Source organism: Winogradskyella sp. 4-2091, from assembly GCF_045765065.1.
GTDB lineage: Bacteria > Bacteroidota > Bacteroidia > Flavobacteriales > Flavobacteriaceae > Winogradskyella.
The window spans coordinates 126546-141080 of record NZ_JBJKOD010000009.1; the positions used below are offsets into that span (position 1 = coordinate 126546).

Annotated in this window: 8 protein-coding genes; 5 read left to right on the forward strand and 3 right to left on the reverse strand. The window is 32.1% G+C overall.

Features of this window, described 5'->3' with window-relative positions:
* Positions 1 to 88: 88 nt before the first annotated feature.
* The 3 genes from ACJBCC_RS12900 to ACJBCC_RS12910 all read right to left on the reverse strand — a co-directional run bounded on the left by ACJBCC_RS12900 (position 89) and on the right by ACJBCC_RS12910 (position 4726).
* Positions 89 to 1642: an OmpA family protein gene (locus ACJBCC_RS12900; RefSeq protein ID WP_407557394.1), complete on the reverse strand. Its 1554-nt coding sequence runs from the start codon at positions 1640 to 1642 to the stop codon at positions 89 to 91.
* An 81-nt stretch (positions 1643 to 1723) separates the two neighbouring features.
* Complete coding sequence (locus tag ACJBCC_RS12905) at positions 1724 to 4087, reverse strand: ribonuclease HII (protein WP_407557395.1); 2364 nt, start codon at positions 4085 to 4087, stop codon at positions 1724 to 1726.
* Between the two features lie 36 nt (positions 4088 to 4123).
* On the reverse strand, positions 4124 to 4726 hold the full coding sequence (locus ACJBCC_RS12910; RefSeq protein ID WP_299101792.1) for a ribonuclease HII: 603 nt from the start codon (positions 4724 to 4726) through the stop codon (positions 4124 to 4126).
* Positions 4727 to 4940: 214 nt separating this feature from the next.
* On the opposite strand from ACJBCC_RS12910, the gene ACJBCC_RS12915 reads away from it, so the two are divergent.
* The 5 genes from ACJBCC_RS12915 to ACJBCC_RS12935 all read left to right on the forward strand — a co-directional run bounded on the left by ACJBCC_RS12915 (position 4941) and on the right by ACJBCC_RS12935 (position 14434).
* Positions 4941 to 8066, forward strand: coding sequence for a SusC/RagA family TonB-linked outer membrane protein (locus ACJBCC_RS12915; protein ID WP_407557396.1), 3126 nt, complete (start codon positions 4941 to 4943; stop codon positions 8064 to 8066).
* Positions 8067 to 8070: 4 nt separating this feature from the next.
* A complete protein-coding gene (locus tag ACJBCC_RS12920; RefSeq protein WP_299101788.1) occupies positions 8071 to 9486 on the forward strand; it encodes a RagB/SusD family nutrient uptake outer membrane protein in 1416 nt (471 codons plus the stop codon).
* 31 nt (positions 9487 to 9517) lie between these two features.
* Positions 9518 to 10282 (forward strand): DUF1735 domain-containing protein, encoded by a 765-nt coding sequence (locus tag ACJBCC_RS12925; protein ID WP_407557397.1) that lies wholly within the window; start codon positions 9518 to 9520, stop codon positions 10280 to 10282.
* A 78-nt stretch (positions 10283 to 10360) separates the two neighbouring features.
* Complete coding sequence (locus ACJBCC_RS12930; RefSeq protein ID WP_407557398.1) at positions 10361 to 12331, forward strand: S8/S53 family peptidase; 1971 nt, start codon at positions 10361 to 10363, stop codon at positions 12329 to 12331.
* A gap of 135 nt (positions 12332 to 12466) precedes the next feature.
* On the forward strand, positions 12467 to 14434 hold the full coding sequence (locus ACJBCC_RS12935; RefSeq protein WP_407557399.1) for a putative porin: 1968 nt from the start codon (positions 12467 to 12469) through the stop codon (positions 14432 to 14434).
* Positions 14435 to 14535: the final 101 nt, after the last annotated feature.

Here is a 14535-nt window from a genome sequence, read left to right on the forward strand (position 1 = left end):
TAATTAGAGTTTACAATGTTACAAAATGGAGATGTTAAAAATAAGAAAACGTACTAATTAATTTGCGCTGTATTCTCATTCACTGGCTTTATATTTTAATAAACTCTACACGTCTATTTTGTGCTTTACCATCTGCAGTATTATTGTCGTCAACGGGTTGTGTTTCGCCTTTGCCATCTGTTGTTAATCGCTCACTAGATATTTTATAAATGCTAACTAAAGCGTCTTTAACAGCATGAGCTCTATCTTTTGATAGCTTTAAATTGGTGTCGTCTGGCCCATCTGCATCTGTATGGCCAATGATTTTGAGTTTTATGGTTTCATCTTGCATTAAAACTTGCGAAATCTGTCTAACAATTCCTAAAGATTGCGGTTGAATGTTAGATGAGCCAGAATCGAATAAAATACCATTGGTAGAAATTTTACCTTCTGATAATAGTTTTCGTCTTAAATCTACTCCGCCTTCAGCAACTTTTAAGTTTTTAATAAAAACGTGTTCTACATCTTTAAGAGAACTAACGCTAAATTTTAAATAATTTAATACATTGAGTTCTTCTATAAATCTTGGGATATCTACATGTTTAGTCTCGTTTACCCAAAGTCTTAATCGTTTTTTTGTTACAGATATTGCAATGTGTGGTTGGTTTAAAACCTCTTTAGAAATGTCTGCTTTTATATAGCTATTAATGTCTCCACCTGATCTATTGAAATAGTTATGACAGTTAATTTTACCATTAGAATTTTGAACAATAGGGATAGAAATTTTGGCGTAATGCTCCTTGCCGTTTACAAAATTATCCGAATCACTAATTACTACTGTTAAAGCAGCGAACATTGAGGTGTGTTTTGATAATCCTGAAGTGAGTACATCAAATTCAATTGTATAATCTTCTGGTAGTTGGTTGACATCTGGAATGTAAAATATGCTGTTGCCATGTATCATTTCAAACCAATTTCCTTTGGCTTTATTGGTCCTTATGACCTCGCCTGAGCCATTAGTGTTCCACTTAGAAGGGAAATCGCCTACAAAATCTTGTGAGAAATCATCAAAGAATAGTACTTGGTCTCCAGGAACAAAATCATATTTACTATAAATTTCTAATTGATCTGATACGTTAAGGTTTTCAATTTCTTCGTTCTCTTGGGTTTCTTGAGGTTGTTGCTTAGGTTCTTTGTTAGAATCTGTTTGAGGTGCCGTTTCTTCTTCTTCTTCTTCTTCTTCTTCTTGTGATTGTCGTTGACCAAGGAGCAATTCTTTAGCCGTTTTAATGCTGTATTTAAGCGCTTTCTTAGCACGATTAATTTGAAGAGTCGCTTTGGCTTGTTTAACAGCGCCTTTGCCATCTAAATCACTTAAAATATCTGGTGCACTTTCGCTTAAAACTGTTATTTCTTCTATAGCATCCTCTAAGACATCTAAATCTTCGTCCTCTAGTGGTGTACCTGTGGCTGCATAGGCATCATATTTGTAAACCTTATCATATAGGTCAAAGGATTCTTTAACGAAACGGTCTACACTATTAATGCCAACTTTACTTTTTGGACGTTTAAGTTTTTTTGTTTGAGCTTCTAAGTTGGGAGCTACAAAACATATTATAATTGAAGTAAGTGTAATTTGTTTGAGTATAAAAGATTTTCTCATTCTAACTAGCTGATTGTTTGGAATCTAAAATTAGCAATAAGTATTGGTATTAAAAAATAAATATTATAATGAAACATGTTTTTAGTGCAGCTTATACACAACAATTGTTTTATCGTCGCTTTGCGTAATAAGTTCTAAACCGTTTTCATTATCGAGTTTCTGAAGTTTTGCAGGAGCAGTACCAAAAACAGGAAAATTAGGAATTGATTTTGCTTGACTATCAAATAGGTAGACTTTCTTAGATTGTAAATCTGTTATGGTGATGTAGATTTTGTCATTTAAGTAAAAGATTTCTGGGGCTGTATATTCGCCAAAATCTAAATCTATCTTTCTCGATTTAATTTTTAATTGATTTTCACTTAAAGTCACTAAAGTTTTACTAGTTGTGTAAAGTTTGTGTTTATCAGTTAGGTTTAAATTTTTTGAGGCTACTTTTCCACGTGTATCTATTTGTACAAGTTGACCTAAGGTGTTGGTTGTAGTAAACTTGTTTTGATATAAGAAGATATCATTTTCAGCAAATCTAATTTTATCTTTTACATTAATCCTTTTACTACCTTGTCGGTTTAAAATTTGTAAAGATTCTCCAGCTCCAAAAACGATATAATCTTTTGTCCCAATTCTAAAATGTTTTGGTTGCGTATTTATGTTAGAACCATTGGCTTTATAATCAAAACCTTTTACTTGTTTCCCTTTAGAATCGTACATTAACAAGTTTTTACCTTGTGTAACGAGAAGTCTATAATTTTTTTGTTTATCGTAATCAAAAATTGAGAGTGGTTGTGTGATTTTATCATTAAATTTCATTGGGAAAAGCGATACGTCGTTCCCATTTCTATCTAAAACATAAACTTTATTTTCTGTTGCAAATACAAGTTGTAATCTTCCGTTTTTGTAGATGTCTATTTGTTCAATTTGTCCAAGAATTTTTCCTTGTAATTGTTTTTTCCAAAGGATGTTACCTGAGCTAGAAATTAGATAAAGAGTATTATTAATATCCTGGACAGCAATATCATGTGCTTTGGTTATATGGTTCTTAACAGTTTGTGGTGCATTTAAAATTTCGGCTTCAAGGGCTGTCGTAAATGTTTCGCTCACAGAATTCGAAGCCGCTCGTTTTTTATATTTTTGAATAATTCCATTGATATGTGTGTAGTCATCTTCTTGTACAAATTGTACGGCATTTGCATTATAACCTTTTAAAGTATTTCCCATTATTTGAGAAAGCGCTTTAGAATTTTTAAAAATAAAGACCGAGGATTCGTCACTAAGATTTTCGTTTATTGAAATAAAACTGTCTAGAGTAGATAATGTGTTTTCGTTTAATGCATTTGTTAAAATAGATTCTAAACTTTCTATTGAAGATGTAAATATCACGAAGTTGTCGTAAACCGTAAAAAAATTAGCCTCGTTAAATGAGATGAATGGCTCTAGGATAGAATTAAATACGTCCGTATTTTCAAGTGAGTAAATATCAATATCTCTAAAAGTTTTATTAAATGATTTTTCTTCAATAGATTCTATAATTAAATTAGGGTCAAGAGTGTGTAGTATTAGGGCATTATCTACAAGTGCAATTTCGTTTGTGAAGTTTAGATATGTTGGTATATCTTCATCAATACTGTTTTTTATAGCGTCTAGATTTTGCTTAAACTTTGTGAAATCATCAAAAGAAATACTGGTTAACGAACTTGTGCTTTCTGGTGCTATAAAAATGGTATTTGTTTTTTGAGGAACAGTGGATTTGAAGCTATTTAGATAGTTAATGCTAGAATCTTTAGATTTTAATAATCCGTTATAATTGAGTTTTTTGTTTGTGAAGTTAAAATCTAATAAAGCTAGTTTAGAATTGTTGTCATTCAGAAAATCACTAAACATAAGTTTTGAGTAATCGTCTGTTTTAGATTTGTAGACAACTGAAGCAATTGATTTGGTATCGGCTGTTTCTATCATCTTAGACATCTGTAAATTTTCATTTTCAGAATTTAAAGATTTTAATAGATCTAGATTATTGGAACCTGCAAATGTGTTTCCTATTATTTTATGATAAAATATTGAAGATTCAATTGTTGTTTTTTTAATCTTGGAATCTGCAAGTGATTCTGACACATGATTTTTAATACTATCAGTAACAAATAAGGTGCTATCGTTTTTTGTTAGAACGATGTAGTTAGAATTGATCGAATCAGGAAAAGCTAGAATAACTTGATCTGTTGTATTCAGGTTTCTAAATATTTCAGAAATAGAATTTAGCTTGCTTTTGTAAATACTAGAAAGTATTTCATTATTGCTTAAACTATTGCTAAAGTCACTTAATTCATTAATTAATAGTACTGATTGCGTATTGCTCGGAATAAATTGATAGGGCAGTTTGGTTTTATTATAGTCATTTTGACAACCTAAAAAGAATAATGATAAAAGAACTAAAAAACCAAATTGCTTCATAAATTAAAGATAAAATTAGAATACAAATATAAAAAGTTATAAATCCAATTGGTACTGCTCAGGCAATAATCTAAATGATTTTCTATGATATTTTGTAACGCCATACTTTTTTATGGCAGCTCTATGCGCTTTAGTAGGATAGCCTTTATTTTGTTTCCAATTGTACATTGGGAATTCATTGTGAATTTTTTCCATAAACTCATCTCGGTAAGTTTTGGCCAATACAGAAGCAGCAGCAATACTCAAGTATTTGCTATCGCCTTTAACTATAGTTTCATAAGGAACAGATTTATAAGGTTTAAACTTGTTTCCATCTACAATTATATAATCTGGTTGAATAGTTAACTGGTCAATAGACTCATGCATCGCCTTTATAGAAGCATTTAATATATTAATTGTGTCAATTTCATCTTCAAAGATATGCTTAACAGCGAAGCAAACACTTTCCGTTTCAATAATAGGTTTTAATAGTTGTCTTTTCTTTTCTGAGAGTTGTTTTGAGTCATTTAATATTTTGTTTTTAAATAAATCTGGTAGAATAACTGCAGCGGCAGTAACTGGTCCTGCGAGGCAACCGCGTCCTGCTTCATCAGTTCCGCATTCAAAATCAAAGGAAGAGTATCGTGTTTTTAGACTCAAAATGTTAAAATTTTGAACAAAGTTAAAATTTTAACGCAACCCTTTTACACTTTTCACATCTAAGTAGTGAGTTAACGCTGAAAACGTTGAAAAAATCAAATGAAAATTCGAATTAAGAATCTTCAAAAGCATTAACATTTTTTTGGCAAAAACACTTGTTTATTTAATATTAAATTAAGATGTTTGCAAATAGACTAACTCAAATAATTGTTTTATGAAATTAAAATTAACATGGTTATTAACGCTATTTATGGCGTTCGTGATGCAATTTTCTTTTGCACAAGAGAAAACTGTCACAGGTACAGTTACAACAGCTTCAGATGGTTTACCCCTTCCTGGTGCAAGTGTAATTGTAAAAGGGACCTCTAGAGGTCAACAAACAGATTTTGATGGTAAATTTGCCATTAAGGTTAATCAAGGTGATGTACTAGTAATATCTTATGTAGGTATGGTTGATGCTGAAGTGAAAATCGCAGGTGCTAGCACTTATGATGTAACACTTGAGTCTGATAGTACTTTAGATGAGGTAATAGTTGTAGCTTATGGTACTCAAACAAAAGAGTCACTTGTAGGTGCAGTTGAACTAGTAGATTCCGAAATCATTTCAAAAACGCAAGCAACTTCAGTAACTGCTGCATTACAAGGTAATGTTACAGGTGTAAGTGTTTTAACATCAGGAGGTGTTCCTGGTGAGAATCCTACAATTAGAATTAGAGGTGTAGGTTCTGTAATTGCTTCTGCTGATCCTTTAATTATTGTTGATGGTTCTCCATTTAATGGTAACTTAAACTCTATTAGTCAGGATCAAGTTGAATCTTTAACTGTATTAAAGGATGCATCTTCTACTTCACTTTATGGTTCTCGTGGATCTAATGGTGTTGTTGTTATTACAACAAAATCTGGTAAGAAAGATTCTAAACCAGTTATTGAATTAAATACTTCTTTTGGTGTTTCTGATAACGCTGTAGATTTTCAAGATGTATTAGGTTCAGAAGAATGGATGAAATATGCTTGGGAGGCTGCTCGTAATAGAGAGCAATATGTAAATGGTCTTTCTGCTAGTGATGCAGCGACTTTTGCTTCTGCTAACTTAATTTCTTCTATAGGATATAATCCTTATGATACTGCTAACCCAGTTGGTACTGACGGTAATATTGTTCCTGGAGCTAATTTATTATGGGATACTGATTGGTTAGACGTTTTAACACGTCCAACTGGTAACAGAACTAACCATGGTTTAAATGTATCTGGTGGTGATGATAAAACAACGTATTTCTTCTCTGTTGATTATTTAAAAGAAGAAGGTAATGTAAAAACTACGGCTTACGAAAGGGTAACAAGTAGATTAAGAGTAGATTCTCAAATTACTGACTGGTTAAAGGTTGGTGGTAATATGTTTTACTCTACATCTAACTCTAACGTTCCTACACAATCGGGATCATCTTTTCAAAGTGCTATTCAATGGGCATATTCAGTATCTTCTATTTACCCTGTGTACAGAAGAGATACAGATGGAGGGTTTATCTTCGATGCTGATGGTGGTTTAATTTTTGATTACGGTCAAAATGTACAGTCAGTAAATGGTAGTAGACCAGTATTATCTGGTGAAAATGCTTTTGGTGCATTGAGTAACTATGTTGTAAAAAACAGAAGATACAATACAACTTTAAATGGATATGCAGAAATTGACATAACAAAAAATTTAAAGTTTAAGACGCAATTATCTTATGAGCATTATATTTTCGATGATTACCAGTACTCTAGTATTGAGTTCGGTAATGCAGCAGGTGTAGGCGGTCGTGTTTCTCAAAGTAGAGATTTTACTACTACAATAAATGCAATTCAATCTTTAAACTACTCTAAAGAATTTGGAGATCATACTTTAAGTGCAGATGTACTATATGAAGCTTACCAATTAGAATTTGATGAGTTAAGTGCGCAATCAACAGGGTACTTAGAAGGTGTTACTGTGCAAGATGGTAGTACTGTACCAGAAGGTGTAGGTGGAAATTTAAGTAGAGAAACGCTTAATGGTGTATTAGGTCGTTTGAGATATGATTATGATAATAAGTATTTTGTAGAAGGATCTTACAGAAGAGATGGATCTTCAAGATTTAGCGAGAGTGTAAGATGGGGAGATTTCTTCTCAGTAGGTGGTTCTTGGATCATTAGTAATGAGAAGTTTTTAGAAAACTCTAGTGTAGTTTCTAACTTGAAATTAAGAGGTTCTTATGGAGAGCTAGGTAACAATAGAGGAATTGGATATTTTCCATCAGTATTTGCATTTACTGCAGGTTGGCCAAACTTAGATAATCCAGGTGTTCTTGTAGGAGGTGCAGTTGATCCTTTCTTAACATGGGAGAAAACAGCTAGTACAAACATCGGTTTAGATTTTGCTTTATTTGATTATAAAATTACTGGTTCTATTGATTATTTCGATAGAGAGTCAATTGACTTACTTTATAATACTCCGCTTCCAGGATCAACAGGTAATACTTCTGTGACAACGAATGCAGGTTCTGTTGTGAATAATGGTATCGAAGTTACTTTAAATGCGAATATTATTAATAAAGAAGATTTTAACTTATCTGTAGGTGCTAACGCAACTTTTTATAATGATTATGGTGTGATTACTGAAATGCCAGAAGAATTCTTTATAAATGGAACTAAGAGATGGGAAGAAGGTCGTTCAATCTATGATTTTTACATGCGTGAATGGGCTGGTGTTGATCCTGCTGATGGTTATGGTATGTGGTATGTTGATGAAGTTGACGCTGTGTCAGGTGAAGTAACAGGAAGAACTACTACTAAGCAGTATGACGAAGCTACAAGATATTACGCTGATAAAACATCTAGACCAGATGTAGAAGGTGCTTTTAATACTAATATTAGATATAAGAACTGGGACTTTAGAGCTTTAGTTGTATATAGCATTGGTTCTTATGTATACGATAGTGAGTATGCTGGGTTAATGTCTGGTTTCAATAACTTTGGTGGTCAAGGTCATGCAGATTTAGCTGATAGATGGCAACAACCAGGAGACATCACTGATGTTCCTCTTTTAATTCAAAGTAATAATAACTTTGCATCTACTTCTACAAGATTCTTATTTGCTAACGACTTTGCTAGATTAAAATCTTTAACACTAGGTTATAATTTTTCACCTCAGTTAGTGAAAGATATGGGTATTTCTAGCCTAAGATTATATTTACAAGGAGATAACTTGTTTACTGCTCAAAGCCATGAGGGAATCGATCCTGAACAAAGTTTAGCAGGAACTACTGATAGTAGATCTTCATTAAATAAAACGTACAGTTTCGGACTGTCTTTAAAATTTTAATACTATGAAAAAAGGAAATTTAAAAAAATTATTAACGGTTGCATTAATTTTACCGTTGTTTTACGCGTGTAACGAAGACTTCTTAGAGGAGCCTTCACCGCAAGATGCAGTAACAGAAAGTGTAGTTTTCTCTTCAAAAGAAAATGCAATGACACATATGTCAGGTATTTTAAGAAGAACTAGAGCTCAGTATACCAACAATGATTCTGCTGGTGTGAACTCTTTATACTATGCAAGAGCTGTAAAAGGAAATGATGTGGTTCAAGGACCAACATGGTTTTTATTTGACTATGCTCATGAGAATAGAGAGCCAAATTATAGAAGAACTATATTTACTTGGAACTATTGTTATGATATAATCAATAACCTTAACGTTTTCATTAAAGGGGTATCTGATAGTTCAATATCAGCTGCTGATAAAAATGAATTACTAGCTCAAGGTTATGGTTTAAGAGCTTTCTATTACTTTCAGTTAGTTATGGAATTCCAACATACTTATACTTATGATGCTTCATTACCAGCATTACCTATTTATACGGAACCTGCTGTTGAAGGTAAAGCAATGTCTACGGTACAAGAGGTATATGATTTTATCATAAATGATTTAGTAACAGCTCGTGATATTGCTGTTGATGATAGATTAGGTAAATCTTATTTAAATAAAAATGTGATAAATGGAATTTTAGCGCGTGTTTATTTAGTAACTGAAAATTGGTCAGGGGCTGCAACAGCGGCAAGTGCTGCAAGCGTAGGTTACCCATTACAACCTGCTTTATATGGAGCTGGTTTTTCAGATGCTTCAAATCCTGAGTGGATTTGGGCTTACCAACAATCTAGTGATCAGTCTAACTTTTATTGGGGAGCTCCTCATTCTCACGCTGACCACTCTGTTCTTTCTTACCAAGGAACATATTTCAACGAAACTTTTGTAAACAGATTTACTGCTACAGATGTTAGAAATAGATTTATTGGAGGATTCTACGGTGTGCCATCAACGGCTTGGAACTATTGGACAACAGATAAATTTATGTTTGAATTTAGTTCTGATTTTGGTTTAATGCGTTCTGCTGAAATGATGTTAATCGAAGCTGAAGGTTTAGCTAGATCTGGTTCAACTGGATTGGCCCAAGCTAAATTGTTTGAACTTCAGTCTGATAGAGATCCTTCTGCAGTTGCTTCTGGTAATTCAGGTGCTGCTTTAATTGAAGAGATTTTAGTTGAAAGACGTAAAGAATTATATGCTGAATTAGGTGTTGAATGGTTTGATGCTAAACGTTTAAGAAGAGGGATTACTAGAGATGGTAACCACAGAGTGTTTTTCGATGTACCAGCAGATGGTAATGAATATAGATTAAAAATACCGGAAGCTGAGATAGATGCAAATGATTTCATCGAACCGTCTGTTAATGATGGTAGATAATAAAACACTTAATTAATTTAATTTTAATAACATGAAAAAAATATTTATCCTTACTATATTATCTTCATTTGCATTGTTTTTTACAAGTTGTGAAGAGGAAGCATTTGAGGCTGGAAGTAACAACTTCTTTTCATTTGAAAATTCTCTTAATGGACAGGAGGTTTTAGTTGCGGCAGGTGATGAGTCTACTCAAGAAATCACTGTTTATTCTAATAGAGTTTCAAGTTCTGCTAGAACTATTGATATTGCTGTAGATACGGAATTATCTACGCTACCAGCTAATAGTTACGTTCTTGCTAGTAATACAGTGACTATTCCTGCTAATTCTAATGTAGGTACTACTTCTGTAACGTTTTCAAATATTACTGATGCAGAAGATGGTGCTAGTTTAGTGTTATCAATACCTCAAACGGGTTCTATCTTAGCAGGTGAAGATTTACAACTTGATATTGTATTATTTTGTCCTGATAATTCTATCGCACTAAATATTACAACAGATGATTGGCCAGATGAAACAAGTTGGGAGTTATATGACTTAACTACAGGTCAAGTATTAATTGCTTCAGGAGGACCTTTTGTTAATCCTGATGATGATTTTGCTACATTGACTACTGAATTCTGCTTACCAGCTGGTAACTACGGTGTAATTGTTTATGATGCTTACGGTGATGGTATCAGTGGTGGTGGTTTCACTATTACTTTAGATGGAGTTACTATTGCAAGTGGAATAGTAGGTGCTTCGGCAGATCCTGGAAATATTTCTTCTTCTGGTTCAACAACATTTGTTCTTGATTAAAGAAGGTTAATATAATATATTTAATTAGCCACTTTAAGTATTTACTTAAAGTGGCTTTTATTTTTTAAAACTATGACTATGAAAAAAATACTTGTGTTTGCTGTGTTATGTTTTATAATGCAAATTAGTTTTGCTCAAACTGATACTTATAAGTACGATGATAATTTATCGAAGGAAAATAATGAATTATTAAAACATCTTTTAGAGCAGGAAAATCTTCGAGAATTAAGGATTAATGAATATTTAAGTACTAATCCTGATAAAAAGAGAGCTACCAAATTAAATAATGGTGGTATTATGGCTATTTATGATATTATTAATGGGAAACCAATTTATAAATCAACAGATAATTTAGATGCTGCAAGAGGTACAAAAACAACTTCGCTTAGATTAGGTGGTTCTTTAGGCTTTGATTTTAGTGGGTCAAACATTACAGTTGGTGTTTGGGATGGAGGACCAGCTCAAAGTGCTCACCCTGAATTTATGGACGCAACAAACACACAGTCTCGTGTAAGTATTGTTGATAATGTAACTGTTGATGGTGATACTGGTTTTAGTGATCATGGTACACATGTCACTGGTACAATTTCTGCAAAAGGAGTTAATCCTGCTGCATTAGGCATGGCACCAAATGTATTCGTTAAATCATATAATTGGTCTAATGATACTTCAGAAATGGTACAAGCAGTTAATAATGCAACAAACCCTATATTATTATCAAATCATTCATATGGCGTACCTGTTGATGCAAACGATGGTAATGGTCCTATTGATTCTTGGATAATGGGATGCTATAACTCTGACGCTTCTAGTTTAGATGCTTTAATTCAAAATAATCCACAATATCTTGTCGTAATGTCTGCTGGTAATTCTGGAACAACCACCTATCCAGATGGAATGGTTGATGGAATGGATAAGTTAACAACTGATAAGAATGCAAAGAATAATTTAGTAATAGCAAATGCTAATCCATCCTTAACACCTTTTACATACGAGATTTCTAATTTAAGTATTAACTCAAGTAGTAGTCAAGGACCAACAGATGACTATAGGATTAAGCCAGATATTGCATCAGATGGTACTAATTTATTTTCTACAGTTCCTACTGATTCTTATTCTACGTTTTCAGGAACATCCATGTCGTCACCCAATACAGCTGGTTCTATAGTGCTTTTACAAGAATATTATAAGCAGTTGAATAATACTTTTATGATGGCATCAACAGCTAAAGGTTTAGTTTGCCATACCGCTACTGATGATACGGCTAATGTTGGGCCAGATCCTATATTTGGATGGGGTTTTTTAAATGTAGAAGAAGCGGCTAACGTAATTACCGATAGTGATGCAAGTGATGCAATTCTTGATGAACTTACTCTAGATGATGGAGATACATATACTTATACTTTTTCTGCTAGTGCAGGTGACGTATTAAAGGCTACAATTTGTTGGACGGATATGCCTGGTGGATCTTTAAATAATCAGTTAAATAATCCATCACCTCGTTTGGTAAACGATCTAGACTTAAGAATCACAAAAGGATCTGAAGTTTATGAGCCATGGAAATTAGATTTTTCTAATGGCACAGATTTTTTAGCAGTTAAAGGAGATAATGTAAGAGATAATGTTGAAATCGTAGAAATTGAAAATGCCACTGCAGGTATTTATACTATAACAGTAAGTCATAAAGGTACGCTACAAGGAAATGAAGGTGGTCCTTTTGATTCTCAAAGCCAAGACTTCGCTTTAATCCTAACTGGTAACAACTTAACATTAAGTACGGATGATAATACAATTTCTAATTCGTTAATGGTATTTCCAAACCCAAGCAAAGGTGAGTTTACTGTAAGTTTTGATACAAAGGCAAATAGTGACGATGTTAAAATTGACATTTATGACATAAGCGGTCGAAAGGTATTTAACAATGTTTATTCTAATAATGCTTCTCGTTTTACAGAAACAATTAGTTTAAATGGAGTTGAGCCGGGAGTATATGTAGCTAATATTGTAAACGGAAACAATACGACTTCACGTAAAATTATTATTGAATAATTATATGTTTTTATATTCTAATAAAAAGATCAACATTTATTCTTGTTGGTCTTTTTTTATGTTAAGATATTTGTAATATTAAATGACCGTACAATATTTAGTACTTTAGTTGGTTTGAAAATTAGAATTAGACACATGTATATTAGAATTTTGTTTTTATTGATTTTATGTTTTGCATCTAATCCTTTAGTTTCTCAAAGTAAATTGAAGAAAAAAAGTGATGCAAAAAAAGGAGATTCTCAAAGAACTGATTCAACTGCATTAAAACGTTCTAAAGAATTAGATAAAGTAGCTACAATAGATATGTATTTGAAGTTTAATAATAATTTAGACACAATTCAAGTAGATACGACGTTATCTATTACCAAAGCGTATAAATTTAATTACCTTCAAAAGGATAATTTTGGTCTCATGCAATTTGCGAATATTGGTCAAACGTATAATTCTTTATACTATAATGCTATCAATAATAGTACGGTTCCAGTGTTTGGAGCTCAAGCACGTCATTACAATTATTACCATCATGATGATATTAACTATTATGAAGTGCCAACGCCATGGACTAGACTTACTTACAAAACAGGGGTAGAGCAAGGACAGTTGTTAGATGCTTTTTTTACGATAAATTTATCAAAACAGTTTAATTTTTCGATGGCTTATAAAGGACTGAGGTCGTTAGGTAATTATCAAAATGCATTAACAAGCTCTGGAAATTTTCGTTTTACTTCAAATTATAAATCAAAAAATAAGAAATATAATGCTAAAGGTTATATAGTATCTCAAGATATTTTAAATCAAGAAAATGGTGGACTAAAGAATATTGATATTGAAAGTTTCACGACTGGAGATGAGGAATTTTTAGACCGATCGGTTTTTGACCCTAATTTTGAAGATGCCGAAAATACCTTAAATGGAAATCGCTACTATTTTGAACAATCTTATAGATTATTGAACGCTAAAGATTCTATTCAAAATCAGGATTTAAAAATTTTCAATAAAATTGCCTTTGAAAAAAAATCTTATCAATACACTCAAACGACTGCAGCAAGTGATTATTTCGGAGCGTTTTTTACAAGTAGTATTAACGATAAGGTTGCTTTGGAAAATTACAGGACTACATTTGGTGCGAAATATAAAAATAAGATATTAGGTGATTTCATGTTTGCATTAAATTATACTGATATCAATTATGGGTATAATAGTATCGTTTTACTGGTTGATGAGAATATCCCAAATAGAGTAAAATCTAGTTTTATAGGAGTAGAGGGAGCATATAAAAAGAAGTATAAAGGATTTAATATTTCTGGATCAGGAGGTGTAAATATATCAGATTCATTTGCCGGTAGTTATTTACAAGGTTCAGTTAAACTACATATTAATGATGATATCGGTTTTACTGGTGGTATATCTATTAATTCAAGTTTACCGAACTATAATTATTTGTTATATCAAAGTGATTACGTCAATTATAACTGGTATAATTTTGATAGTTATAATAATGTAAACACTCAACAATTGCAGTTTGCTATTAATTCTAAAAAACTGTTCAATGCAACTTTAGCAATTTCTAATATAGATAATTATACATATTTTAATTTAGAGGATGACACTGATGATCTTAAAATTATAAAACCTAAACAGTATGATAAACCGCTTCAGTATCTAAATTTAAAGTTACAGAGAGAATTTAAGTTTGGTAATTTCGCTCTAGATAATACTTTGATGTATCAAAATGTTGTAAGCGATGATGATGTTTTAAATGTGCCATCGATAATAACAAGGAATACATTGTATTATTCAAACCAAATTTTCAAAAAATCCATGATGCTACAAACAGGTATAACATTAAATTATTTTACTAAGTATAATATGAATGGTTATGATCCTCTATTAGCTGAGTTTTATACACAGAACGAAACTGAATTAGGAGGCTTTCCTCGTCTAGATTTTTTTGTCAATGCAAAGGTTAGGCAAACACGAATATTTTTTAAAGCAGAACATTTTAATTCTTCTTTTACTGGTTATGATTATTTTTCAGCGCCAAATCACCCATATAGAGACTTCATAATTCGATTTGGTTTAGTTTGGGACTTTTTCCTATAAGATAAAAATACTGTCTTATCTTATAATGTAAAAGTTAAAGAGTAGTAAGTATCATTTATATTCTGTTTAACTATTATTTAGAGATCGGTATGTTATACTGC